Source organism: Pseudoalteromonas sp. S3785, from assembly GCF_005887365.1.
Classification (GTDB): domain Bacteria; phylum Pseudomonadota; class Gammaproteobacteria; order Enterobacterales; family Alteromonadaceae; genus Pseudoalteromonas.
The window spans coordinates 1-24,355 of sequence record NZ_PNCT01000056.1; the positions used below are offsets into that span (position 1 = coordinate 1).

Here is a 24,355-nt window from a genome sequence, read left to right on the forward strand (position 1 = left end):
CTCGCGCCGCGATTAAATCGCCCCTAGATTGAATAAATTTCAATCCACAAAGTTCGACACGCCCTAGGAGAGTCGCCAAACCAGCGTTTAACACTTGCGCATAAGGTTGCTTGTTCTTGGTAGCCCAAAAGCATTGAAATAGTGCTGATAGAATAGTGTTTTTGTAATAAATAATGCGCCGCCAGCGCACGACGTGTGGTGTCTTTGAGCTTTACAAAACTGGTGTTATGTTTTGCCAATTCTCGGTGCAAAGTACGTGGGTGCATGTTAAGAGCCGCAGCGATGGTTTGATTTGAACACTGATAAATAGGCAGCATTGGTCTTATTAATGCGCTTACTTGGGCAGGCAACGAATGGCTATGCGCACCGCGTTTAGCTAAAAAACTTAACGCGGCATCGGTTTTATTGAGGCTACTGTGGCTAAGTTTAATTGATAAGTCGGCTTTGTTTATTACAATGCCCGCGCTATTACGATGCTCTATTACTTTACAGCCAAAATAGGTTTTGTATGCGTGTGTATTAGCAGGTAGCTTTTGCGGTAAAAATACAGTGCGGGGCTTGCACTGATTATTACTTAATTTCTTAATTATGCTTATGGCTAAGCCTAACGTCAGCTCTATCGCTTGGTTTATTTGTGGTAGTGGCTTTAAGTTAAATTCAAATGATAAAAATAAGGTCTCGTCATTATCTAATGCGTGGGTTGTTAAACATAATGCTGGACTGTGTAAGTGTAAATATTTTACAACCCAATCGAGCGCTTCTTTTAAGTCAGTGCCACTTTTAGCGGCTATGGCTATGTGGCCTAAAATATCAAAGTTTTGTTTATTTGCTAATTTAAGTCCAAAGCTTGGGCAGTTAAGTGTGTGGCTGCAGTATTCTAATAAGTTTGCGTAGCTGAGGTAGGGTAAATAGTGGTTTTCAAGGTTGTTAAAGTCGACATTGACCTTACATTTTTCCAGTATGCTTGCTGGCTCTGCACCAAGCTCTTTAATTAACGAATCGATTGAATATAAAGAGGTGGCACGTATTGGGCTGCTCATACACTGGCGCTGTAAATTAAAGGGGTGTCTAAAAATATCAAGTTTTGTGGCATTAATCTATGCACTATAGTGTTTTGTACTGTGTTAATTTAAAGGTGCCCATGGTTAAGCAGACATTCGATTACATTATTATTGGCGCAGGTAGTGCAGGATGCGTGCTGGCTGCACGCCTATCAGAGGATCAGCATATAAGTGTATGTTTAATCGAGTCGGGCGGGAGCGATAAGAGTGCTTTAGTACAAATGCCCGCGGGTATTGCGGCCAGTGTGCCATATGGCATAAATAGTTGGCATTATAATACGGTACCGCAAAAGGCGCTAAATAACCGATGTGGCTTTGTGCCACGGGGTAAAGTACTTGGTGGGTCTAGCTCTACTAATGCCATGGTGTATATACGCGGTAATAAATACGATTACGATAATTGGGAAAAAAATGGTAACCCTGGATGGGACTATAACAGTTTATTACCGTACTTTATAAAAGCCGAAAATAATAAAACATTTAATAACGCGTTACATGGCACGCAAGGGCCATTGCATGTACAAGAGCTAACTGAGCCAAGTGCTGTAAATGACTGCTTTTTAAACGCCTGTGTTGAGCAAGGAATACAGTTAAACGACGATATAAATGGCGCTGAGCAACATGGAGCACGGCTTTCGCAAGTTACACAACATAATGGTGAGCGCTGCAGTGCTGCTAAGGCGTACTTAACACCAAACTTAAACAGGCCAAATCTTAGCGTGTATACCCACAGTCACGTTAACAAAATTATAATCAATAACAATATTGCTTGCGGGGTAGAGCTAGAACACGGCGGTAAAACCACGACGTTGTTGGCAAAAAAAGAAGTGCTTTTAAGTGCTGGGACGATTAATTCCCCTCAGTTGTTAATGCTATCAGGCGTTGGGCCTAAAGCACATTTAGAGGCGCATAACATTGCGCTTAAGCATGCACTAGAAGGCGTTGGGACTAACTTGCAAGATCACCTAACTGTGGTGCCTTTGTGTAAAGCAAATACAGCAAAAGGCACCTTTGGGGTAAGCGTTAAAGGCGCTGCAAGTATTATTAAAGGATGTGCGCAGTGGTTTAATAAACGTAGGGGGGTGTTAACCAGTAATTTTGCTGAGTCACATGCGTTTATTAATGTGTTGGATAATTCGCCCGCGCCAGATATTCAACTTGAGTTTGTTATTGGGCTGGTGGACGATCATAGCCGCAAGCTTCACCGAGGCCATGGCTATAGTATTCACAGCAGTATTATGCGCCCCAAAAGCCGAGGGACAATAAGGCTTGCCAATAGCAATCCACGCAGTGCGCCACTTATCGACCCTAATTATTTAAGCCACCCTGATGATTTATCCCTCATGCTTGCGGGGCTTAAAAAAGCGTTACATATTTTGCAAAGCAGTGCCTTTGATAAAATTCGGGGCAATATGGTTTACCCGCTTGATGTAAACAACGATGCCCAACTTATAGAGTTTATACGCCAAACGGCCGATACCGAATACCACCCTGTTGGCACTTGTAAAATGGGTAACGACAAAATGGCGGTAGTCAATAGTAAGCTACAAGTTCACGGGATACGCAGTTTAAGGGTTATTGATGCCTCAATTATGCCAACCATAGTAACAGGAAACACAAACGCGCCGGTTATCGCCATTGCTGAAAAGGCCGCTGATTTAATTAAATTGAGCTATAAAACAGGGTTATAAGGTGCGGTTGTAAAAGTCAGTAAGCCACGCCTGCCAGTCATCTTCTAGTTTAAGCATTTGTTGATGCTTTTTAGCGTTAAGGTGTTTGTTTTCATCTTCGGTGGCAATAAAAGGGCCTACCCGACAAAGCGAGCAATAATTTTCACCTAAGTACGCAGGTTTTTTAAGGTGAGTGCTTAGCTTGTCTGTGTGTAGCGAGGTTGCTTTAGGCGTAAACACATACGTAATGCCGCTGGTGTCTTTTACGTGCTTATCACGGTCTACATTTCTTATTTTATAGCCATCAAACTGGTTAATATCAAAAGGCATTTGGCCCGCGTATTTAGCTTCAAGGCCAATACTTAAGCTGCCTTCAATATTCCACTCGCGGTAGGGCTTTACATCTTTTGAGGTTATGTAGCATAGCATAGGGCCGCTTTTGTCGAGCGCATAATGGTTAGCATATTTAATAAATTGATGAAGCAGGGCACGATTAAGCACGTTCATACTGGTTTTCTGCGTGTTGCTTTCAAATGCTTCGCGCCCTACAAAGGCAGGAATAAGCGGAAACTGAAAAATAACCACATCAAAGCTGTGTTGGTGGGCCGCTAATTTTTGCCAACATAGTGGGTCAGTTACATCAAAGCTATTAATAACTTTAACATTGCATTTTTTTAAACTACTGAGCGCATTATGTTGGTATTTTTGCTCTATTGTCTCGGCGCTATCATAAGTAGATGCGACTAACTTTGTCGGTTTTATATGGTTAACCACCGCATGTGAAAACGATAGATCGCCATCGCCTACGGTGAGAATTCGCCAATTAGGATTTAAATACATAACTTAATTAGGTGTGTGAGAGTTTTGATCTGAACTTTGCGCATGTTGCGCTGTATTAGCACCCTGCAAACGATAAAACGCAAGGCGTGTTTTGAGCCCTTCAATGGCTATTTGTTTTAAAATTAAATTAAAGGTAATTAAAATAGCAAACACAATATGAACAGGGCCATGTGTAAAACCCGCTTCTGGGTTATAAAGCGTAAGCCCAAGCAACATAAATAATACCACTAACAGTATTTCTATTAATTGATTTGAGTAAAAGCTGAGCCGGCCTTCATTTTTGTGATCTTTTTTAATGCTAATAGCGCAAAAAAACGGAATAACTTTAATTTTAAAAGCGGCGTTTTTTTCTACGTAGTTTTCGCCAAGCTCGTTAAGCTGCTGGCGTAATGTATCAATCATGGTGCGTCCTTAAATAGCAGTGCGCGGATGTTACACTATTACGCCTAGTAGGTTAAGCAGCGCAAGGTTATTTTGGGTAAAGGCTCATACCAATGGTGAGTATGTGACACACAAATACCACTGAGGTAAGAATAAAGCGCATTTTTTGATAATCACGATGGTAGGTTTGCCACTGTGGTGTGGCTTTCTCAAAGATAAGCACTAACCAAAAACTTGCCCCTAACCAGGCAAGCGCCCACTCCAGCGGAATAAACGATAAAAATGGTACGGGTATAACGGGCAAAACCGCTTTAATTGCATCGCTGTAACTTTGCAATCCAGCGCGCCATAAATTGCCCGCCATAAATGCTAATATGGCAATGCTGTAAAAAGTAAAAAACTCAAGATTAATACTGTTGCTACCAAACATAAGCGGCCACGCTACACAGCCTAAAAAGGGCAGTAACCCCAAATAGCCAAGTTGAATATGATTAACAAATTTTTCCATTACGGCATGCCTTATGTTTGTGTGTTTTAAGCTCCGCTATTGTAGCAGTATTCTTATCACATATAGCTAATTAATCACTTACGAATAGTACAGTCAGATAGTTCAATCCTAAAAATCGATTGTTTTAATCTAAACAATCAATTTTATTTAATTTATCAACGGGCTTATTGTATTAATCAAGCCAGCAGAGCTAGCCGATAAATTTAGCTTTGCTTGGTAACTTAAATTAATACATTAAATATAAATGAGGAATACTATGAGCACTTCATTGATCAACACAAAAATTCAACCTTTCAACGCAACTGCATACCACAATGGTGACTTTGTAGAAGTGTCTGAAAAAGACGTACTAGGTAAGTGGTCAATCTTCTTCTTTTACCCTGCAGATTTCACATTCGTATGTCCTACTGAACTTGGCGACGTTGCTGATTACTACGAGCAACTACAAGAAATGGGCGTAGAAGTTTACTCAGTATCAACTGATACTCACTTTACGCACAAAGCATGGCATGACACGTCAGACACCATTGGTAAAATTAAATTCCCAATGATTGGCGACCCAACTGGCCGTATTACTCGCAGCTTTGGCGTTATGATTGAAGAAGACGGCCTTGCACTTCGTGGTACGTTTGTAATGAACCCAGAGGGCGAAATCAAAGTAATCGAAACGCATGACCTAGGTATTGGCCGTAGCGCTAAAGAGTTAGTACGTAAAGTACAAGCTGCACAATACATTGCAACGCATGACGGTGAAGTTTGCCCTGCATCTTGGCAGCCAGGTGAAGACACACTTGCTCCTTCACTAGACCTAGTTGGTAAAATCTAAATACAGGTTTACCCACTTTTATAGGGGCAGGCAACTGCCCTTAAACCAACATCATTTCGTTTGTTGGTGCCTCCTATTTCAACTCGGACTCATTAGCACATGCATTAGTTGGCATGGGAGGCTTGCTGTTTAAATTTTCCTAAAAAGGGTTAAGCCATGTTAGATAACAACATTAAAAATCAATTAAAAAGCCATTTTGAATCGCTTACTCAACCTGTTGAGCTGCTTATTGCCTTGGATGACAGCAAAAAATCAGCAGAAGTAGAAAGCTTAGCAAACGATTTAGCCTCGCTAAGTGACAAGTTTACGGTAGTTAACAACCCTGATTCGAGCGCACGTCGGCCATCTATGGTTGTGCATTCACCTGAAAAAAACACCCACATTACGTTTGCTGGCGTACCTATGGGCCACGAATTTACAAGTTTAGTGTTAGCGCTTTTACACACTGGCGGTCACGCAAGTAAAGCCAAAAGCGAAGACATTGAACAAATACAATCACTCGAACAAGAACTTAATTTTGAAGTATACATAAGCTTAAGTTGCCAAACGTGCCCGCAAGTAGTGCAAGCGCTAAATACAATGGCCGCAACAAACAGCAATATTAAAGCGACAATGATTGACGGCGCACTCTTTCAAGACGAAGTAGAAGAGCGCAACATATTAGCAGTACCCGCTGTGTACTTAAATGGCGAACCATTTAGCCAAGGTGCATTAAGCTTGACCGACATTTTAAATAAAGTAGACACTAAAGGCGCAGCTAAGCAAGCTGCAGCACTAAGTGAAAAAGATGAGTTTGATGTACTTGTTGTAGGTGGTGGCCCTGCGGGTGCCTCAGCCGCTATTTACTCTGCTCGTAAAGGTTTAAACACCGGTATTGTAGCCGATAGATTTGGTGGTCAAGTTGCCGATACGTTGGCTATCGAAAACTTTATTTCGGTTAAAGCCACTGAAGGTCCAAAGCTTGTTGCTCAGCTAGAAGAGCATGTTAAGGAATATGATGTAGATGTAATGCATAACCAACGCGCAGCAGGGCTTAGTCGCGGTACTAATGGTTATGAAATTACCCTTGAAAACGGTGCGACTTTAAAAGCTAAATCGTTAGTACTTGCCACCGGTGCACGCTGGCGTGAAATGAATGTACCTGGCGAGCAAGAATACCGCGGCCACGGTGTCGCTTACTGCCCGCATTGTGACGGCCCTTTATTTAAAGGTAAGCCAGTTGCCGTTATTGGGGGCGGTAACTCAGGTATTGAAGCGGCAATCGACTTAGCCAACATTGTAGAGCATGTAACTGTACTTGAGTTTGCTGATACGCTGCGCGCTGATGAAGTACTCGTTCGCAAAGCGAATAGCTTAAGTAACATCACTATTATTAAAAATGCACAAACCACTGAAGTGGTAGGCGATGGTAAAAAAGTAACCGGACTTAATTACACTGACCGTGTAACAGGCGAGGAAAAATCATTAGCACTTGCAGGTATTTTTGTACAAATAGGTTTGATCCCTAATACCGAATGGTTAAAAGAGAGCGACCTTACACTAAGCAAATTTGGCGAGATAGAAATTGATGCTAAAGGCGCAACCACGTTACCGGGCGTTTACGGTGCGGGTGACGCGACAAATACGCCATTTAAACAAATCATTATCGCAATGGGTAGTGGTGCAACAGCAAGCTTAGGCGCGTTTGATTACTTAATTCGCCACAGCGAGCAAAGCAATCAAGACCAAAATGCAGCTTAATAGACAAATCGTCTCTTGATGTAACAGCTAAAGGTACACCCAAATGCTGTTTGTTAACCCAAGCCGCCCTCTCCAAAGGCGGCTTTTTTAATGTTTATAACAATACCTCTATTAATCACAGCCACCAGAATCCCCACCGCAATCATTATTAGAGTGTGAGTTATTGCTAACATAAATTGAAGAGTCAGTGCTTGTATAAGTTGAACGGCCTTGTGCTGCCTTACCACTGATAAACGTAACTAATAGCAATACGCTTGATACAATAACAACGGTTATTGATGACCCCCATTGCCCTGTAGAAATGCCTTTAAATATGGCTAAAAACAGTACAGTAAAAAGTAATGTTCTTATTATATTTCTCATAGTATGTCCTTACTAAATTATAGCGAGTTAACGTTAGTTGTATGCTCGAGCGCATTGGCAAGCGCTTTTTCAATCTGCGGCAGCTTAAACGGTTTAGAGACAAACATATCCATGCCCGCTTGTTGGCAAGCTAACTTATCTTGCGAGGAGGTGTTGGCTGTAAGGGCTACAATGTAGGTGCTTTCTTTAGGGCAAATACGCTGCGCTCTTAGTGTTTTGGTTGCTTCAAAGCCATCCAAGATCGGCATAATGCAATCCATAAAAATAAGGTCGTAATGCTTTTGCTTGCACTTAAAAATAGCGTCTTGACCATCAATGGCGCAGTCGGCTTTTACGTTTAACTTATCAAGAGAGGCATCAAGCACACGGCGGTTTATATCGTTGTCATCTACAATAAGCACACTGAGCGAGTGGTTGTTTAGCTCAATTTTTGATTGAATATCATCTATTATTTGTTCTTTACCAAGCTCTAGCGGAATATTAATGCTGAACGTAGAGCCTTTTGTTAGCTCGCTCGTCACTGTGATTGTGCCGCCCATGTATTCTACAAGCTCTTTTATAATTGCTAGGCCAAGACCAGTGCCTCCTTTATTGTTTTTAGCATCAACCTCTTGTGTAAACGGCGAAAATAAAGACTCTAAAAAAGCGGGGGTCATTCCACGGCCAGTATCAGAAACTGTGATACCAAGAGATAACGCATCGTTATTATTTATGAGCTGGGTGTTGAGTTTTACTTGGCCTTGCTCGGTAAACTTTAATGCGTTACTTAATAAGTTAGAGGTAATTTGGCTAAGGCGGGTACTGTCGCAAAAAGCCCAGCAGCTATCATCAATCGTATTTTCTATCATTAGTTCAACACTGGTTTCTTTAAATAAGGGGGTATATAAAGACGCTAAGTCACTAAATATGGTTTTTAGCAGTACATCGGTTGGCTCTAGCTTTAACTCACCATGATTAATTTTAGAAAAATCGAGTACTTCATTAATTATGTTAAGTAAAATGTCAGCGCTGCGTAGCGCTATTTTTATTTTTTCGTCTCGTTTTTCAGTGTTTTTTTCATCTATTAGGGTGGTGAGCATGCCGGTTATGCCATTTAGAGGGGTGCGTAACTCATGGCTAATTTTAGCAAATAGCATACTTCTATCTTCTAACATATGTTCTGCTTCGGCTTTTTTCTTTTTAAGTTCTTCTCTAAGTAATATAGATTCGGTTATGTCTTGAAATGTACCAAATAGCCTTATGCAATTGCCTTCATGAAATTCGGCTTCTCCAAAGGTCGAGACCCAAATTTCTTGGTTTTGTGCAGTAATAACCTCAAGCTCTAAATTCCACTTTTCTCCTTTGTTGATAGCATTTTCAACTGCTTGATTTATAGCATCTTTGCTTGAGCCGTCTTTGTAAAACTCAACTGCATTATCAATGATTGGCTGATAGTCATCGGCAACCTGGTGTATACGTTTAGTTTGCTTACTCCAATACACTTTATTTTCGATTAAATCGACTTCCCAAGTGCCAATGTTGGCGATGTTTTCAAGCTTAGATAGGGTGTAGCTATTTTTTAAAAGCTGCTCTTTAGTGTCTATTTTTGCAAATTCAGATCCTAGCCACTGTGCAAATAGCTCTATGTAATCGTACGCTTCGTCGCTAAATGCAGTTGACTCGTTAGGGGATGAAAAGTTAACGGTGCCAAATGTTTCATCAGCTATTTTTATGGGTGCACCAATGTAGGATTCAAGTTGAAAGTTTATGTAACAAGGGTGGTTTGCAATCGTGCTTTGTGAAGCTTTATGAAACGAAAGCGCTGAGCCTGCAGATAAAGTATGAACACAATAGGTGCCGTCCAACTCAAATTGTGTACCTGTAACTAAACTGTTATCGGGTGTTATAGCGTGGAGTACTGTGTAGGTATTAGCTTCAATTTTACTAATTATTGCTATATCAAGGCTAAACACTTCTAGACCAAACTCAAGTAGACTTTTTATTTTGGAGTCAAAATCTAGTGTTTGGTTTGAGACTATATCGTGAAAACGCCTTAAAAAATTCACTGCAATTACCTTAGTTTTATTTTTATATCGCTATGCGTATCGGCAGATAGGCATAATTGTTTAGCCAGTTTGTTACAGTTTATACTAATAGAGACAAACCGTTGAAAAATTTATGAAGTAAAGACGGTTATGCAATTAATACACGCGCTTAATGGATGTATGTCATTAGCAAAATTTAGCTTACTTAATATGTTGAATTAGGCGTGTATTCTGGGTTTATGTCGCCACCGACTTCCTCCGGATCAACATCGTTAATAAGTAGTACTTCGCGCACAGCTTCAATATGGTCAAGCACCGTTTGATAGCGCTCTCCATATTCGTATTTTGTTACTTCAATCGCTTGTGGCATGTAAGTGAATGCAATTTTTAGCGCGTGTAACGCTTCTGGATTAATTTTATCGCTCATAATTTTCTCTCATATAACCAAATGTATAACGGTTAATTTTACAGCTTATTGAAGGCGTAGCCCAGTGGCTTTTAGCTTTTATTGCCTAGGCGCTCACAACGTAACAATTATTAGTAATAGTGACACTAAAAATTAAAGCTTACCTTTTAACGTGGATTCTTAATGTGCTCGATAGCGCCATACTATTTAAGCCCATTAAGGGTACATACTTTGTACTATTTAAAAGTAGCTGCCCCATGCATTGTTGTCTAACTACTTACAAAGCAGTCAAGCTCTGGCTGATCATTATTGTTGTAGTTGGTATTGGACTGTTACCTACTTTTAGTTTAAGCGCATTGAGTTTGCTATTGATGGGTAATTGTATGCTTGTTTTTTATTAGAACGATAAGTTGTTGCATATATTCACAAATACGCAATATAATGCGAACAATTGTTATTTGCATGCGCAAAGGTGTGCGCTTGCTACTTTTTTAAACGAGCTAAAAATGAATAATAAAAAAACATTTAGCGCTACAAAGCGTCGCCATTTTATGGCGTGCGTATTAGCACTGGTGACCGCTACGGTAATGATCACCGGTATGACTACCTATTTACCCTTTCAAATGAGTGAACAAATTTTACTGCCTATTTTACTGTTTCCCATTATTTGGGTAGGGCTATTTATCTATGCCTACATTAGCGAAAAAGCATGGCAACCATTTTTACTCATGATCACTTTGTGTTTAGTGCATGGAGTTTTAAGTTATTTAGCATTAATGCAGGGGCAAGGATGAAATCAATTACATTAAAAAAGCTATTCCTATTACATAGCTGGGTGGGTGTAGTTACAGCTGTTCTATTATTTATTGTAGCTTTTACTGGTGCGCTTGCAGTACTTGCCAGACCCGAGCTTAAAATTTGGGCTAACCAATCGTTGCATCAAACTCAACATATTCCTAATAGTGAAATTAATTCGTTAGTAAATACCTACCACGCACAAGTACCCGAAGAGTTTGGTGAAAATATTCATGTATTTATGCCGACCGGGCATAATTTTCACTTACTTGCTTTAGTATTCGAGTCTCACCATGGTGATGAAAATTACCAGCAAGAAGTACTTAGAGCATTTGAATTTGACCCAGCAAGCTTAGCATTGGTAAATACCTACTATGGTCCAAGTAAGCAATATTATGCCAACAGAAAAACAGATGCAGCTAGTTACATTGCTGAGTTTCATGCTGACTTACATTTAGGGCGCCCTATAGGCCTTATTTTAACTGGCTTTTTGGGCTTAACGTTATTAGTAAGTACGGTAACGGGGCTATTTATTCACCGTAAATTAATTAAAGAGCTGTTTACCTTTAGATGGCTCAAAGGTTTTGATGTCACTATTAGTGACGGCCACAAAGTAATGGGCATTTGGGGCAATATTTTTAATATTGTAATTGGCTTTAGCGGCGCATTTTTAGGCCTGGCCACTGTAATTTTACTACCTGCCGCCGCTTTTGTTAGTTTTGGTGGCGACCAAGATAAGTTAATAGAAACCTTTACAGCTATTCCTGAGCCTATAATTAGTCATATAAATCAGCCAACTGACATAACCGCTATTTTAGGTGATGCGCAACAACGCTACCCACATGCGGTTATTTTAGATGCCACGGTAATGGCGCATAACGATGCTAACGCACAAGTGTATTTACGTCTTTTAGGAGGCGAGGCTGTGGCTTCTCAGCTATTGCATTACAATGGACAAGGGAAATACATCGCTTCAATGAGTAGCTTTGGCGATATAGCAGGGGTATCAATTAAAATTATTGAAATACTCTTCCCACTACACTTTGGTAATTTTGCTGGATTATTTGTGAAACTACTTTGGGTAATGCTTGGTTTAGCATGCGCCTTAATGCCACTTTCAGGCATGATGATGTGGTTAGCAAAGCGTAGCAGAGGTAGCACACCAACGCTTAGTGCTGGCGTATATGCAAAGTGGAACCGCTTTATTATAGGTAGTTGCGGCGGTTTAGTGCTTGCCTGTTGTGTATTATTCCCTATGCAAATACTTTTAAATTATGCCGTGGCAGGTGCTGAGCACAACGCTTACTTTGGGCCGTTATTTTTTTACTCGTGGTTAGTTTGGCTAATTATTGCCATATTTTGGCAAAACTATAAAAGCTACTTTAAAGCCACTGTGCTATTTTGCGCTCTGTCACTAATGAGTGTTTTACCACTTAATAGCGTGTTAGGTGTAAATAATGTTATTAACGCAAACAGTACCTTGGTAGTAGTTACCGATATCAGCTTTTTAATTGTTGGGCTGGCGTTTTTATGGGGGTACTTAAAAACACACTCTGCAGCAATGCCACTTACAGAGGTAAAAACAGCATGAATACTTTGGTGATAGTGATTGCATTAATGTGTTTACTAGCTGCTTTATTATTAATGAGAAGTAAGCACTACAAAGTAATCCATAAATGGCTGTACTGTTTTGTTTTAACAGCTATTGCCTTGGCATGTTTTATACATGTTTACGCTATAATAGCGGGTGTTGTATGCACCATTGCAGCGTTGACCGTAATGGGCATACTGGTTACGGTGTCTTTAGGTAAACAGCGCTTAAGTTAAAAAGGCTTTGGCTGTATCAATTCCCATTTTATACCCATCGTTGAGCCGTTTAACGTTTTTGGTTGTACGGCCCACTCTAAATTGAGGCGGTGGGGCAATGACATTTATTTTGCAATCTTTAGGCGGGTTATTAATAAAATCTATGCTCCTGTTGTAAACGTGCGCTCTGTTCGTCGCGCTTTTTATGAGAGCTGGGTAGTTTTTATATAGTTTTTTAGTTAACCACTGGGATTTACTTGGCTTTTTTCTATAACCTAATGGCTGAGAAAGTACGACGGTTATTTCTTCAGCGCCCATTTCGTAAGCTTTTATAACAGGAATAGAGTCTGCTACGCCGCCATCGGTCATCGCAATGTCATTAATAATAGGGTAGTTGCGATACGCAATAGGGATAGCACACGATGCCTTAAGTTGCTCTATCATTAAATCGCTCGTTGCTTTTAGGTATTGAGGTTGCCCTGTGGTGATGGCGGTGGAGACGATATAAAATTCATGAGCCGCTTTTGCAAAAGTGTCTGTGTTAAGCGGTATCTCATCAATAGTTGCTTGCCATAGCCAGTCTAAATCAAACAAGTGTCCGCCTTTGATAAAGCGCGCTAAGTTAATAAATTCTGGCCGACACGAAAAATCGGTAATCACATGGTAATTTCGTTTAGGTTGTTGGCATAAATAAGCGGCTATATTGGTAGCGCCAGCAGAGACCCCAAAATAATCAGTAAAAGGCTGATAACGCTGCGCTAAAAACTCATCAAGCACCCCGGCGGCAAAAATACCGCGCATTGCTCCTCCCTCGACCACTAAAGAATGTTTATTGTTATTATTAATCATACTATTACCTCCCTTTAGATGATATTACCAACTAACTAAGTAAAGCGCGATCAAATGCTTAAAATAATTAACCCATTTGTCATATACTTAATTCATTTAAGGAATGAAACGTGATGCTAACGGCGCTAAAAAATTTTGATATAAACAGACGAATTACGAAACTTTAACCCGTCATCTACATGTTTATTATTTGAGACTAAATTACTTAGTTAAGTTATTTAGTATTAGTGCACTGTTTAGCTTAGAAAACGCGTTTAATTGTTAATGTGTTTTGATTAATCGTAAGTGCTGGGTATTTCTGATAAAGTATTTATTAATACAAGACTTTGTTAATAATAAAGAATCGTTATTTATGACTGACTCAAATGTGACCGTATTTAGTAATCTACAAAATAAGTTAGGTGAAAGCCCGCTTTGGCACCCTTTGCTTGAAACGCTATTTTGGGTAGACATAGAAAAAAATCTCTTGCTGAGTATGTGTTTAACAAAACCTGACTCATTAACTCAAGTTGAAATGCAAGATACGGTTTCGGCCTTAGCGTGGCTTGACAAGGCACACCTTATTATTGGCACCAGTACGGGTATTTATAAATACCATATAGCTTCTGGGGTGCGCCAAACGCTTACATTTTTAGAAAACACCCAGCCTACACGACGCTCAAACGATGGCCGAGCCGACCCTTGGGGTGGGTTTTGGCTAAGTACTATGGATAAAAGCGCCCGCTCAGGCGGGGGAAAAATTTACCGATTTTATCAAAATTCGCTTAATTGTGTGGTGCAAGGGTTAACCATCCCCAACGGTCTTTGTTTTGATAAAGCACGCTCACGCGCGTATTACTGCGACTCTAAAGCCAGTTGTATTTTTTCTTTGAATGTACACCCACAAAGTGGTGAGCCTATTTTACCAGCGAGTGTTTTTTATCAATTTAAAAATACTGAAGTGGACCCAGACGGTTGTGTGATTGATGCACAAGGGAATTTATGGCTTACAGTGTGGGATATGGGCTGCGTTGTGTGTTTATCCCCAAATGGGGAAGTTTTACAAACACAACCATTACCCGCTAAAAAGCCTACAAGCGTGGCGTTTGGTGGCAATAACGCACAGTGGCTATTTGTAACGTCCGCAGATGATAGTAATGTAAAAACTAACCAATCATTACAAGGTAATGTATTTAAAATAACAGGCATACAAAACGGGCAGCTTGAGCCGCCCGTGATGCTATGATTGAATTTAGTTATTTAAATTGGCACACCTTATTTCGTCCTGTTTCTTTTGCTTTGTAGAGTGCTTGGTCGGCTTTATTTATAAAGCATTGCGGTGTGCTGTTTTTATCCGGCATGGCAGAATAAAAACCAATACTTAACGTTAGGTACTCACTTACACTAGATTTATTGTGTTTTATGCCTGCCGCTTTAATTGTTTGTTGAATTAAGCGGGTAAAGTGCAGGCAGTCTTGCTCATTAGTTGCCGGTAAAATTACGGCAAACTCTTCACCTCCATAGCGTGCGGTTAAATCGCCCTCGCGTCGGCATTGCGCCTTAAGCGCAGCTGCTACTTTTACTAAGGCTTCGTCGCCTTGCTGATGGCCGTAACTGTCGTTGTAGTTTTTAAAGAAATCTATATCGCACATAATTAAACTAACGGGTTGTTCAGCACGTGCGCAGCGCTTAATTTCACTCTCTAGTGCTTTGTCGAAACATCGCCGGTTTGCAATTGAGGTGAGGCTGTCGGTATTTACAAGTTGGTTGAGCTTTTGATTCGCAGTTATTAGCTGCTGTTGTATGCGTTGAAGTTCTTGCTTGTAATTTAAATTTTTAAATGCGTTAGCAATTATCTCGCCTACAAGCTTTATTCTAATTAAATCTAGGTCTGTCCATTCGCGTTTTTGTTTTACACAGTCACAACCTATAAAGCCTACCAGCTCTTTATCGTAGCGAAGGCCAATACATAATACTGATTGAATCCCTTCACGCTCGAGTTCTTGTTTTTCTTTAGTTGCTTTTATAGGGAGACTGGCAACATCATTTACTTTAAATAAGTGCGTGGTATCCATTAAATTGGCGAAGTAGGGGAGTGAGTTTGTTGGGACATGTTGTAGCTGTTCTTTAAACGCTTGAATGCCTTGATTAACCCATTCATGAGTATTATGCATTGACTTACCATCTTCAGAGAATTTAAATAAGTAGCTTCTATCGGCATGGCAAACAGTGCCAATGGCTTTAAGTGCAAACCCTATATGCGTATCAATATTGTCATTTTGAATATCTATTAAATCAGTAGAAATTTTTGAGATTATTTTATCAAAGTTATATTGCGCATCTTGGTTGTGCTCAATAACTTCAAACGTTGCTATATGTAAGTGTTTATTTAACTGGGCGAGTTTGGCATTTAGCAACAGGCTTTTCGTTTGTTTTTGTAATAATACGTGGCAGTTAGTATTTATCACCAAGTATTTTTCAAACAATTGCTCAATTGTAAATTGTTTTCTACTCTCAGGGCTGCTGAACTTAAGGTGCTCAAAATCAGCCTTGTTTAGGGTGTGTTTTTCAGGTAGGTCAAATATAAGCTGGGCTTGCGAGTTTGCTTTATAGGTGTGCTTTTTAACATCATAAAGTACAACAGCAAATGGAATAAGCTTAACAGTACTCCAAATATCCTCTAATTGTTTTAAGCCCACTCATTGCTCCAGTTGCTTGTTTATAGAATGTGTTATTCCCTTTATATATTGTTTAGTACAGTTTTAGCAATTTTGCTAAGTTTTTAGTGCGTTTAAAGGTGCTTCGTATTACAATTGCAACTGTATATCATTGCCCTTTTCTACTCTAAGCCATCTGCCGGCTTATTTGCAATTTAAGTATAGGTTTTTCAAGCTTTTCATGACAGAAATCACTACACACCAAGCGTCTCGTCGTCGGCTACTTATCGCTTTGGCGATCACATGTTCATTTATGGTCATTCAAGTTATTGGCGCTTTTTACGCAAATTCGCTTGCTGTGCTTGCTGATGCGGGGCACTTATTTGTGCATAACAGCTCGCTATTTATTGCTCTTATTGCCTCTACCTTAGCCATTCACTTTGCTAAAACTTATAACGATGGCTACCAACGCGCTGAACTTATTGGTGGTCTTATAAATGGTCTGCTGTATTTGGCTATTAGCTCCATTATTTTATATGAAGGTATTGAAAGAATCTTCCATCATAACGATGGCCATGATTTAGAAATAAACAGCTTTTTAATGTCGAGTATTGCCTCTGTAGGGTTTTTATTTCATGGTGCCGCAGCGTGGGTACTTTACAAAGGGCGCAAAGCGAGCATTAATGTTTACGCTGTGTTTTTACATTCGTTTTTCGATATTATATCGACCATTTCTACGTTTATAGCCGGTGTACTCATTTATTATACAGGTTGGAGCATTATTGATATTTTATCGAGCATGTTGATAGCCTCGTTTGTGCTCTTTACAGGCGGTAAAGTAATTACTAGTTGTATTAAAGGTCTGTTTTTTAATAGTGCTAAATTGCCTAAAGTAAAAGACATTGAGCAATCTATTACCGACTTAGAGCATGTACATAATGTACATAATGTGACGGTACTGCGTAAAGACAATGATATTATTGTCGGCGCTCACGTAGTGTTAAAACAGCATTGCACCATTGAAAAGCACGACGAAGCTTGTCGCTTAAAAATAGAAAAGCTCCTTGCGGCTCGTTTTAATGTTAAAAGCAGTGTATTGCAAATAGAAAGCCACGAATGCCAACATATTCATAGCTAATTGTTTATTAAACTCTGAATATGCTCATTGGTTTCTGGGCTTTGCAATTGCTGCGCGCGCATTGGTTTGGCAAAATAATAACCTTGCACAACATGACAGCCTAAGCCTTCTAAAAACGCTTTTTGTTGCTTAGTTTCAACGCCCTCGGCTATGCAATAAAGCCCAAGGTTTTGGGCCAAAGTATAAATGGTTTTGATTATAGACTCATCACTCTTATCACCCCCAATACTGTTAACAAAGCTTTGATCTATTTTAATAACATCAATAGGGAACTGACTTAGATAGGTGAGTGATGAGTAGCCAGTACCAAAATCATCCAGTAAAAGCTTAAAGCCAGCAGCCTTTAATTTTTGTAATTGTTTAGCGGCTTTTTGCTTATCTTCGAGCAATATGTTTTCAGTTATTTCTAAGCGCAGCTGCACTGGGCTCATTTTATGGTGTTTTAAAATATTAATCAGTTTGGTGGCTATATTGGTTCTCAAAATGTGTTTTGGTGACAAATTAAGCGAGATATAAAATAATGGGTTTTTAGCTAAAGTAGGTGCTAGTTCAGATAGCGCACGCTCTAGAGCTTGTTCAGTTAACGCTTCAATAAGGCCTGTTTCTTCTGCTAATGGGATAAATAAAGCCGGTGAGACAAATTGACCGTTATTTTCCCAGCGCATGAGTAACTCAACGCCATTAATTATTTGCGCTTGCGTATCGATAATGGGTTGGTAATGATTAAATAACAGCTGATCTTTAGCGGCATCTTTTAAATCGTTTTCAAGGATGAGTTTTTGTTTTATTTTCTCGTTCATCGAGTCATTAAAAAACTTAAAGCCGTTTCTGCCAGCCTGCTTTGCGTGCATCATGGCTACGTCTGCATTTCTGATCAATAAATCTGTTGAACTGGCATCAAACGGGTATAAAGCGACGCCTATACTTGCAGATATATTTATAGAAAAATCTTCAATAATCACTTTATTAGCAAGTTCTGAGCTTATGCCTTTAACTGTTTGATTAAGAATCGAAATGTCTTCAACATTATCTATAAGGACTAAAAACTCGTCACCGCTTTGGCGACCAAGTGTGGCATTACTTGGCAGCATTGAACTCACCCTTTGGGTAATATTACATAGAAGCTGATCACCAACAGCGTGGCCAAACGTGTCATTTACCGGCTTAAATTTATCCAAATCAATAAATAATAATGCGCTTTGCGTTAGTTGTTCACGCGCATCCTTAATAGATTGACTGATTTTTTGATGCATTAAACTGCGGTTAGGCAACTGTGTGAGCGGGTCGAAGTTAGCTAAATAACGCAGCTCGTCTTCGGCCTTTTTTTGCTCGGTTAGATCGGATATAACAATTACATAATAGCTAATGCTGTTTGCTTCTTTCGCGATTGCGGTAGTACTTATATGGATAGGGTGGTGCTGATTAGTCGCGGTTTTAATAATGGTATCTGTTCGCCAGTTTTGCTTAGCGGTTAAGGTTTTTAATGTGTTGGCATAGCGTTTACATTGCGCTTTACCTATCGCTTTAACAAACACTTTTAAGCTTAGTGGTTGCGTATGACTTTGTGAGAAGGTTTTTATAAAACTGTTGTTAGCGGAAACCGGCACTAAGTTATTATCTAAAATAAGCAACCAGTCATTTATTTGTCCAAACGCCTCACCTAAAATGTTGGCTTGCTGTTCATTGGCACGTTGCTCAGTAATGTTGGTGTATATACCAGATACAGAGACAGGCTTATGTGTTTGTTCATCATAAATAATTTGCCCTAAATCTTGATACCATAGCCAATGGCCCAGCTTGTGCTTTAACCGGTATGTTGCTTGCCAATGCTCTTGCTTTTTTTTCTTTGTAAAATTTAACCAATGAGAAATCACTCGTGGTTTATCTTCAGGGTGAATCAAAGCTAAATAGTGCTTTAGTGGTATGCGTTTTGGTAAATTTGTATAGCCAAGTTCACTACCACGGTTAGTATTTACCGACTCGTCGTGGTAGTGGTAGTCCCAAATGCCACTTTTATTGTTTGTAAGGGCAAGCTCGGTTTGTTTTTGCGAATGTATAGTCGCTTTTTGCGCATTAGCTATAGCTAGCTGCCTGCTTCTGTATTGCCAAAAAAGTAAACACAATATAGTGCTTATAATTAAAATATAAGCCGCATACGCATAAGGAGACTTCCATGGCGCGTACGCCACTTTAAAATTTAACAGCGCCGGCTTCGACTCTGTCGCACTATTAAAATTAAATGCGCTGGCCGTTAATTGGTAATTACCTGGCGGTAGCGTTGTAAAAAATATTTTATTTGTCTTTAAATTATCATACTCGAGTGAAGTAGGCCCTTGAAGCGTAATTTTGTAACGTGTTTCCTCGCTATTTTGAAAATCAAAATTTGAAAAGCTTACCTCTAAGCCCATATCTTCATGTGTTAATTCCAACGCAGAGACGGCAAACTGACTGGGTTTATAGTTTAAGTCACGCGACATTAACTTAATATCGGTTATTGCCGTGGTTGTTTGTTTGCTTTGCTGTAAAAACTCAGCTGGGTCAAACGAAATCGCACCATAACTACTGCCAAACATAATATTGTTGTTTTTAAGCGTAATGGCCCCTAAGGTACTAAATGAATTAACCGACAAACCATCTTTTACCGTAAAAACTCGCAGCCTTAACGTGTCGGTATTTAAGCGGTACAAACCATTTTTGCTGCTAAACCATAAATACCCATAGTCATCGCTAATAAGTGAATAAATAGACTGCGTTTTTAGTGCATTAGTGACGTTAAAGTGGTGTTTTTTTTCATAGCTTTGTGCATCAATTCCCACTAAGCCTTCACTGGTTGTGGCAAGCCATAAAATGTTGTTTTTATCAATCAACCAGTTTTCTACTGTGTGGTAACTTTGGTTACCTTTTTTACTGGTTTTATAAATAGCGGTTAAGGTGTTTGTTTGCTCGTTATATCGATAAAAATGGGTGGTTGTGCTTATTACAAACTCATTGGGGTAATCGTTAAAAGGGCGATGGAAAGTGTACGCATTTAAGGGGTCTATATGCTGTTTTAAGCCTTTAATTTCGCGTGTTAATCCCGTTTTACCATTATAAACATAAAAGCCGTGATCATTATAAAACGCAAATGTATCTGGAGCTACCTCTGACACACCATAAATAGTTGCATCTTTGGACATAACATTATTTAAATCTTTTTTTGCAACCGTGGTCCCCGTTTTTTTATCAAATAAAATTAAATTGTAGTATCCCGTTAGCCATAAGTACCGCGACGTGGGTTCTAAATGTGCTTTATTAATGGCAAAAATTGCGTATTCGCCATACACCGCTTTTGGGTCTCGCGAGGTTAGGTAGTAAGTGGTGTGATTGTCAGCATTTACATGAGCGAGGCCATTGTCGGTGCCATACCACATAGTTAAGTCAGCATCTTGGAAAATACTATTTATGTGGTTGTTTTTGGGTAAGGTTACTTTTTTAAAACGTCGTGTGTTTATTGACCAAGTAAGCACACCTTGCGTGCGCGATGCAAGCCAAAACACGCCGCTTGAGTCAACCATTAGATCGTTAATGGTATTTTCGGTAATATTAAATTTGCTTTGATCAAAGCTAAGTACCAGCTCAGTCGTCCCTTTTGCTCGCTTAAATTCGAACAAGCCATGCTCTGTGGCAATAAATTCGCCATAAGGTGTATTGGTGTAATCCCAAATATTGTAATCAGCAATAACACGTTTAGTGCTTTGATATGCAGGCGCATGAGCTGTTTTATCTAAACTTAACGCGTACATGCCTTCAACTGTGCCGACTAATAACCCTAGCATGGGGTCGATAGCTAAAAACTTAACATTATTATTATCGGCTGTTTGTTTATTGGGGGCTTGTAAACTAAGAGAGCGTAAAGATTCTGTTTTTAGGTCGTAACTAAATAAGCCTGCTTGTGTGCCTATAAAAAGCGTGCCTTTGTAATATTTTAGCGCGCGTACCATGGTCTCTTCACTTTGTGCTGTAAACTCTAAGGTGAGTGAGTTTGTACTAGAACTCAGTGAATACACGTTGTTTAAAATGGCAAAGTAAAAAGTATCCTGATACTGTTCAACAGCTTCAATAGAGGCGTAGTTTGCTGTATTTCCAGCAAGGCTACCTGAAAATATATTGCGAGTAGCTAACGTTTTAGGATCAACCAAAAAAGCGCCTGCAAGCTCAGTTGACACAATAATATTGCCTTCATGAGTTTTAAAAAGCGTAGTAATGAAATTTTCGTTAAGATTAAATCCGCCATCAAAGGGAGTGACAGTGTAACCATCAAAGCGGTTTAGGCCTTGCGCTGTGCCTATCCAGATGTAACCTAAATCATCTTGTAGAATTTTAGTTACGTAGTTTTGGGATAAACCTTCATCGGTAGATATTCGTTGTAGTTGTTGAGCATAATTTGTGGTGGCCGATACGCTATTAATACAAAGAAAATAAACAGCGGTGAAGAGAAAAAACAAAATACTCAATCGCACTAATAAACTCGCTCTAGGGCAGGAGGAATGTACATTTAAAAATTAAATATAGCACACTTTTTTGAATTGTGGATTACAACTTATATCAACTAAACTTAGTCATTAATAATTACTTAAGCTACGCTTGCTAATTATAATTACGTAAAAAGCGGGATGTTATGATGAGTCACAAAAATTTATCTGCCGATAAAAGCATTTTATTAGTAATAGATATTCAAGATAACCTCTCTCCCGCAATTAGCGAATTTTCTGATTTACTACAGTGGTCAATAAAAATTGCCAAAGTTAGTGCCATTTTTAAAATTCCTAGCATTGTTACAGAGCAATACCCACAGGGGCTAGGTAGCACAAATAGACGATTAAAAGACGCGCTTATAAATGCGCAGACTATTGAAAAAACACATTTTAGTGCATGTAACGAGCCGACATTTAATGCTACGTTTAAACAACTTACACGCACGCAAGTTATAGTAATAGGCACAGAGTCACATGTATGTGTTTTACAAACCTGTTTAGATTTAATAGCGCAAGGGATTGAAGTTTATGTAGCTGCTGATGCGGTAGGCTCACGAGATCCAGAGCATAAATCATTAGCTTTAATGCAGCTACAACAAGCAGGGGCTATCGTTACCAGCGTAGAAAGTATTATTTTTCAATGGACAAAAAACGCCGCATCGCCAGAATTTAAAGCGGTTTTATCAATTATTAAGTAAAGTTTGCAGGCTAAGCTATAGTAATAAAATGTGGTCGTAATTATCGGCTAACACGTACAAAACCCGATTGTATTATAAAACTAATAACTAAAGGTATTTATGAATAGTGTAAGTCGTTTATTCACCATAATATTCATTTTTTTGTTTGTAGAGTCAATAGCTCTAGGGGTGTACTTTGGCACACTTGCACAAGCATTTATTGTTGGCTTACCTTTAAGCTTATTGCCCATTTGGTTACTTAAAACTCAGCAAAATAACCCCGTTACTGGTCACGTGGTTGCAGCAGCAATCATGATGTTTTCTTTTTTGCACATACAACAAGCCTTTGGATTAATAGAAATACACTTCGAAATATTCATCTTAATGGCCATGTTAATCATGTTTGTGAACTGGCGCGTGTTTATCACTGCCATTATTTTTGTGGCCATTCATCATTTAAGCTTTTATTTTTTACAAATACAAAACACTGGTTTTTATGTATTTGACCCAGATAGGCTCGCCTTTACTACGGTACTTATACATGCTGGTTATGCAATAGTAGAGGTGTTTGTAGCCGGTTATATTGCTAAAACATTGCAGCAGGAGCGGCGTGCTGGGCTGTCTTTAACCAAAGCGACAGAAGCTATTATGCACGACCCAGAACATATACAACTTTCGCTTAGAGCGGATGACAAAAATAGCAATGCCGTGGCGGGTTTTAACACCTTATTAGGTTATTTATCGGATGTGATTAGTCAAGTACAAACCCAGTCTCTTTCACTGCAGCAAAACTCTCAGCAATTAATAAACGTACATGATGAGCTAGCAAGCGGGGCTGAGCAAAGAAAGCAACAAACTAATGATATAGCTGACTCAGGCGCGCAAGTTGCCCAAGGCTTTAGTTCAGTTGAGCATGAAAGTAATGTGTTAAAGCAACAGGTAGATAGCATTTCTCAAGCTGCCAACAATGCATCTAATGATGTTATGCAAACTGCGACTAAAAGCACAGAGTTACTTAATTTACTTAATCATACCGAAGAGCAAATAAATCATTTAGTGGCAGCAGGCGATGTAATATCAGGTTTACTCAATGAGATATCAGGTATTGCAGAGCAAACTAACCTACTTGCGCTAAATGCAGCCATTGAAGCTGCAAGGGCCGGTGAACATGGCCGAGGGTTTGCTGTTGTAGCCGATGAGGTAAGAACCCTTGCTACAAGCAGTAAAGCGACGACAGACAAAATTGCATTAACGCTAAAAGATTTAGTTACTAACAGTAAAACCTCAACCCAATCTATGAGCCAATGTGTTGATTTTGTGGTTGATTTAACGCATATAAGCACCACCTTGAAAGAAAACATAAGTGCGATGAGTGAGCAAATCAAAGCTGTAAACCACAGTGCTCACTCTGTCTCACAAGTTGTTGCTGATCAAGCGGTTAACACAAAACAAATAGCCTCAAGCACAGAACAAATGCAGCAAAGCCAATATCAAGACACCAAAGTAGTCGAAAAGTTAACCGCCAAAGTTCAAATGATAGATGTAAGTATTGCCGTGTTAGAGCAGAGCATTGCCAAGTTTAAGTAAATCAGCCATAAAAACGAGTATAGTAATAGCTTTGTGGCTAGCTGTGACTGTCTCAGGGCTGGTTTATTATCAATACAATCAGTTACGTGTATTTGATAGTGTGGGTGTACTTGAGCAAACTGGGTGGTTTGCCAATTTTAAGCAACACATAGGGTTTATAACCACTAATAAAAATGCGTTGATTATAGTCACCAACCCTGACTGTGGCTGTACCAAGCAAGCTCAACCTCACTTAAAGCAATTAGCGGCATTTTCTAAAGCGCACAACTTTGCGCTTATCAATATTGAGCAAACAGCCTCTTTACAAAAGCTGCTACCAGCCACCCCCGCGGCAGTAGTTATTAATAACAAGGGTGACTTTGTTTATGCAGGCCCTCTTTCACAAGGGTTTGGCTGCGCGCAGGGCAGTGGTTTTGTTGAAACGGTTATAAATAATCTTGTAGCTGGTTTTAACAGCCAGCTGTTACTTAATAAAACCAGTGGTTGTTACTGCACTGCTTAATATTTGTGAAAAATGAATCGTTTCTGAGATTT

21 protein-coding genes are annotated in these 24,355 nt (G+C 39.5%); 11 read left to right on the forward strand and 10 right to left on the reverse strand.

The features are described 5' to 3' along the window. Window positions 1-23: 23 nt before the first annotated feature. The gene (locus CWC17_RS14430) at window positions 24-1,040 is read right to left on the reverse strand and encodes an AraC family transcriptional regulator (RefSeq protein WP_138613640.1); all 1,017 of its coding nucleotides are present in this window, start codon (window positions 1,038-1,040) and stop codon (window positions 24-26) included. 101 nt (window positions 1,041-1,141) lie between these two features. On the opposite strand from CWC17_RS14430, the gene CWC17_RS14435 reads away from it, so the two are divergent. Continuing rightward, window positions 1,142-2,752, forward strand: a complete 1,611-nt coding sequence (locus tag CWC17_RS14435; RefSeq protein WP_138613642.1) for a GMC family oxidoreductase — start codon at window positions 1,142-1,144, stop codon at window positions 2,750-2,752. Here CWC17_RS14435 and CWC17_RS14440 read toward each other — a convergent pair. From CWC17_RS14440 to CWC17_RS14450, 3 genes are all read right to left on the reverse strand, one after another. Beyond that, complete coding sequence (locus CWC17_RS14440) at window positions 2,747-3,571, reverse strand: class I SAM-dependent methyltransferase (protein ID WP_138540297.1); 825 nt, start codon at window positions 3,569-3,571, stop codon at window positions 2,747-2,749. The two genes, CWC17_RS14435 and CWC17_RS14440, sit on opposite strands and share 6 nt — an antisense overlap. A 3-nt stretch (window positions 3,572-3,574) precedes the next feature. Then, window positions 3,575-3,973: a hypothetical protein gene (locus tag CWC17_RS14445; protein WP_138613644.1), complete on the reverse strand. Its 399-nt coding sequence runs from the start codon at window positions 3,971-3,973 to the stop codon at window positions 3,575-3,577. A gap of 67 nt (window positions 3,974-4,040) precedes the next feature. Then, the gene (locus tag CWC17_RS14450) at window positions 4,041-4,460 is read right to left on the reverse strand and encodes a DUF3429 domain-containing protein (protein WP_138613646.1); all 420 of its coding nucleotides are present in this window, start codon (window positions 4,458-4,460) and stop codon (window positions 4,041-4,043) included. A gap of 256 nt (window positions 4,461-4,716) precedes the next feature. Here CWC17_RS14450 and ahpC point away from each other — a divergent pair, with 256 nt between their 5' ends. Both ahpC and ahpF read left to right on the forward strand, forming a co-directional pair. Further along, on the forward strand, window positions 4,717-5,286 hold the full coding sequence (ahpC, locus tag CWC17_RS14455; protein WP_055014462.1) for an alkyl hydroperoxide reductase subunit C: 570 nt from the start codon (window positions 4,717-4,719) through the stop codon (window positions 5,284-5,286). Between the two features lie 156 nt (window positions 5,287-5,442). After that, window positions 5,443-7,026, forward strand: coding sequence for an alkyl hydroperoxide reductase subunit F (gene ahpF, locus CWC17_RS14460; RefSeq protein ID WP_138613648.1), 1,584 nt, complete (start codon window positions 5,443-5,445; stop codon window positions 7,024-7,026). 111 nt (window positions 7,027-7,137) lie between these two features. On the opposite strand, the gene CWC17_RS14465 is transcribed toward ahpF, so the two are convergent. The 3 genes from CWC17_RS14465 to CWC17_RS14475 all read right to left on the reverse strand — a co-directional run bounded on the left by CWC17_RS14465 (window position 7,138) and on the right by CWC17_RS14475 (window position 9,840). Beyond that, window positions 7,138-7,389, reverse strand: a complete 252-nt coding sequence (locus CWC17_RS14465) for a hypothetical protein (RefSeq protein ID WP_138540294.1) — start codon at window positions 7,387-7,389, stop codon at window positions 7,138-7,140. Window positions 7,390-7,406: 17 nt separating this feature from the next. Beyond that, window positions 7,407-9,434: a hybrid sensor histidine kinase/response regulator gene (locus CWC17_RS14470; RefSeq protein ID WP_138613650.1), complete on the reverse strand. Its 2,028-nt coding sequence runs from the start codon at window positions 9,432-9,434 to the stop codon at window positions 7,407-7,409. A gap of 184 nt (window positions 9,435-9,618) precedes the next feature. Continuing rightward, the gene (locus tag CWC17_RS14475; RefSeq protein WP_055014458.1) at window positions 9,619-9,840 is read right to left on the reverse strand and encodes a hypothetical protein; all 222 of its coding nucleotides are present in this window, start codon (window positions 9,838-9,840) and stop codon (window positions 9,619-9,621) included. Between the two features lie 485 nt (window positions 9,841-10,325). Between CWC17_RS14475 and CWC17_RS14480 the strand changes: the two genes are divergently transcribed. Genes CWC17_RS14480 through CWC17_RS14490 form a run of 3 tightly spaced genes read left to right on the forward strand, consistent with a single transcriptional unit; the run spans window position 10,326 to window position 12,441 of the window. Then, window positions 10,326-10,613 (forward strand): hypothetical protein, encoded by a 288-nt coding sequence (locus CWC17_RS14480; protein ID WP_138613652.1) that lies wholly within the window; start codon window positions 10,326-10,328, stop codon window positions 10,611-10,613. Next, entirely contained in the window at window positions 10,610-12,205 is a 1,596-nt protein-coding gene (locus tag CWC17_RS14485) for a PepSY-associated TM helix domain-containing protein (protein WP_138613654.1), read from the forward strand. Before CWC17_RS14480 ends, CWC17_RS14485 begins: the two co-directional genes overlap by 4 nt. Next, window positions 12,202-12,441, forward strand: a complete 240-nt coding sequence (locus CWC17_RS14490) for a hypothetical protein (RefSeq protein WP_138613656.1) — start codon at window positions 12,202-12,204, stop codon at window positions 12,439-12,441. Before CWC17_RS14485 ends, CWC17_RS14490 begins: the two co-directional genes overlap by 4 nt. Here CWC17_RS14490 and CWC17_RS14495 read toward each other — a convergent pair. Further along, window positions 12,433-13,269: a patatin-like phospholipase family protein gene (locus CWC17_RS14495; protein WP_138540289.1), complete on the reverse strand. Its 837-nt coding sequence runs from the start codon at window positions 13,267-13,269 to the stop codon at window positions 12,433-12,435. The genes CWC17_RS14490 and CWC17_RS14495 overlap by 9 nt on opposite strands. Window positions 13,270-13,621: 352 nt before the next feature. On the opposite strand from CWC17_RS14495, the gene CWC17_RS14500 reads away from it, so the two are divergent. Next, window positions 13,622-14,494 carry an SMP-30/gluconolactonase/LRE family protein gene (locus CWC17_RS14500; protein WP_138540288.1) on the forward strand — a complete coding sequence of 291 codons (873 nt, stop codon included), beginning with the start codon at window positions 13,622-13,624 and terminating at the stop codon, window positions 14,492-14,494. 10 nt (window positions 14,495-14,504) lie between these two features. Here CWC17_RS14500 and CWC17_RS14505 read toward each other — a convergent pair whose 3' ends face one another. Further along, a complete protein-coding gene (locus CWC17_RS14505; protein ID WP_138613658.1) occupies window positions 14,505-15,947 on the reverse strand; it encodes a sensor domain-containing diguanylate cyclase in 1,443 nt (480 codons plus the stop codon). Window positions 15,948-16,146: 199 nt separating this feature from the next. On the opposite strand from CWC17_RS14505, the gene CWC17_RS14510 reads away from it, so the two are divergent. Continuing rightward, a complete protein-coding gene (locus CWC17_RS14510) occupies window positions 16,147-17,043 on the forward strand; it encodes a cation diffusion facilitator family transporter (protein ID WP_138613660.1) in 897 nt (298 codons plus the stop codon). On the opposite strand, the gene CWC17_RS14515 is transcribed toward CWC17_RS14510, so the two are convergent. Continuing rightward, a complete protein-coding gene (locus CWC17_RS14515) occupies window positions 17,040-21,536 on the reverse strand; it encodes an EAL domain-containing protein (protein WP_502704917.1) in 4,497 nt (1,498 codons plus the stop codon). The two genes, CWC17_RS14510 and CWC17_RS14515, sit on opposite strands and share 4 nt — an antisense overlap. A 164-nt stretch (window positions 21,537-21,700) precedes the next feature. Between CWC17_RS14515 and CWC17_RS14520 the strand changes: the two genes are divergently transcribed. The 3 genes from CWC17_RS14520 (at window position 21,701) to CWC17_RS14530 (ending at window position 24,323) form a co-directional block, all read left to right on the forward strand. Continuing rightward, window positions 21,701-22,255 carry a hydrolase gene (locus tag CWC17_RS14520; RefSeq protein WP_138613664.1) on the forward strand — a complete coding sequence of 185 codons (555 nt, stop codon included), beginning with the start codon at window positions 21,701-21,703 and terminating at the stop codon, window positions 22,253-22,255. 99 nt (window positions 22,256-22,354) lie between these two features. Continuing rightward, window positions 22,355-23,821: a methyl-accepting chemotaxis protein gene (locus tag CWC17_RS14525; RefSeq protein WP_138613666.1), complete on the forward strand. Its 1,467-nt coding sequence runs from the start codon at window positions 22,355-22,357 to the stop codon at window positions 23,819-23,821. Window positions 23,822-23,864: 43 nt separating this feature from the next. Then, on the forward strand, window positions 23,865-24,323 hold the full coding sequence (locus CWC17_RS14530; protein ID WP_502704916.1) for a DUF6436 domain-containing protein: 459 nt from the start codon (window positions 23,865-23,867) through the stop codon (window positions 24,321-24,323). The last annotated feature ends 32 nt before the right edge of the window (window positions 24,324-24,355 follow it).

What these genes read in the sequence shown, in the direction of transcription:
- CWC17_RS14430 (WP_138613640.1), bottom strand. Translation starts at nt 1,040, where the DNA reads ATGAGCAGCCCAATACGTGCCACCTCTTTATATTCAATCGATTCGTTA.
- CWC17_RS14435 (WP_138613642.1), top strand. Translation starts at nt 1,142, where the DNA reads ATGGTTAAGCAGACATTCGATTACATTATTATTGGCGCAGGTAGTGCA.
- CWC17_RS14440 (WP_138540297.1), bottom strand. Translation starts at nt 3,571, where the DNA reads ATGTATTTAAATCCTAATTGGCGAATTCTCACCGTAGGCGATGGCGAT.
- CWC17_RS14445 (WP_138613644.1), bottom strand. Translation starts at nt 3,973, where the DNA reads ATGATTGATACATTACGCCAGCAGCTTAACGAGCTTGGCGAAAACTAC.
- CWC17_RS14450 (WP_138613646.1), bottom strand. Translation starts at nt 4,460, where the DNA reads ATGGAAAAATTTGTTAATCATATTCAACTTGGCTATTTGGGGTTACTG.
- ahpC (WP_055014462.1), top strand. Translation starts at nt 4,717, where the DNA reads ATGAGCACTTCATTGATCAACACAAAAATTCAACCTTTCAACGCAACT.
- ahpF (WP_138613648.1), top strand. Translation starts at nt 5,443, where the DNA reads ATGTTAGATAACAACATTAAAAATCAATTAAAAAGCCATTTTGAATCG.
- CWC17_RS14465 (WP_138540294.1), bottom strand. Translation starts at nt 7,389, where the DNA reads ATGAGAAATATAATAAGAACATTACTTTTTACTGTACTGTTTTTAGCC.
- CWC17_RS14475 (WP_055014458.1), bottom strand. Translation starts at nt 9,840, where the DNA reads ATGAGCGATAAAATTAATCCAGAAGCGTTACACGCGCTAAAAATTGCA.
- CWC17_RS14480 (WP_138613652.1), top strand. Translation starts at nt 10,326, where the DNA reads ATGAATAATAAAAAAACATTTAGCGCTACAAAGCGTCGCCATTTTATG.
- CWC17_RS14485 (WP_138613654.1), top strand. Translation starts at nt 10,610, where the DNA reads ATGAAATCAATTACATTAAAAAAGCTATTCCTATTACATAGCTGGGTG.
- CWC17_RS14490 (WP_138613656.1), top strand. Translation starts at nt 12,202, where the DNA reads ATGAATACTTTGGTGATAGTGATTGCATTAATGTGTTTACTAGCTGCT.
- CWC17_RS14495 (WP_138540289.1), bottom strand. Translation starts at nt 13,269, where the DNA reads ATGATTAATAATAACAATAAACATTCTTTAGTGGTCGAGGGAGGAGCA.
- CWC17_RS14500 (WP_138540288.1), top strand. Translation starts at nt 13,622, where the DNA reads ATGACTGACTCAAATGTGACCGTATTTAGTAATCTACAAAATAAGTTA.
- CWC17_RS14510 (WP_138613660.1), top strand. Translation starts at nt 16,147, where the DNA reads ATGACAGAAATCACTACACACCAAGCGTCTCGTCGTCGGCTACTTATC.
- CWC17_RS14520 (WP_138613664.1), top strand. Translation starts at nt 21,701, where the DNA reads ATGATGAGTCACAAAAATTTATCTGCCGATAAAAGCATTTTATTAGTA.
- CWC17_RS14525 (WP_138613666.1), top strand. Translation starts at nt 22,355, where the DNA reads ATGAATAGTGTAAGTCGTTTATTCACCATAATATTCATTTTTTTGTTT.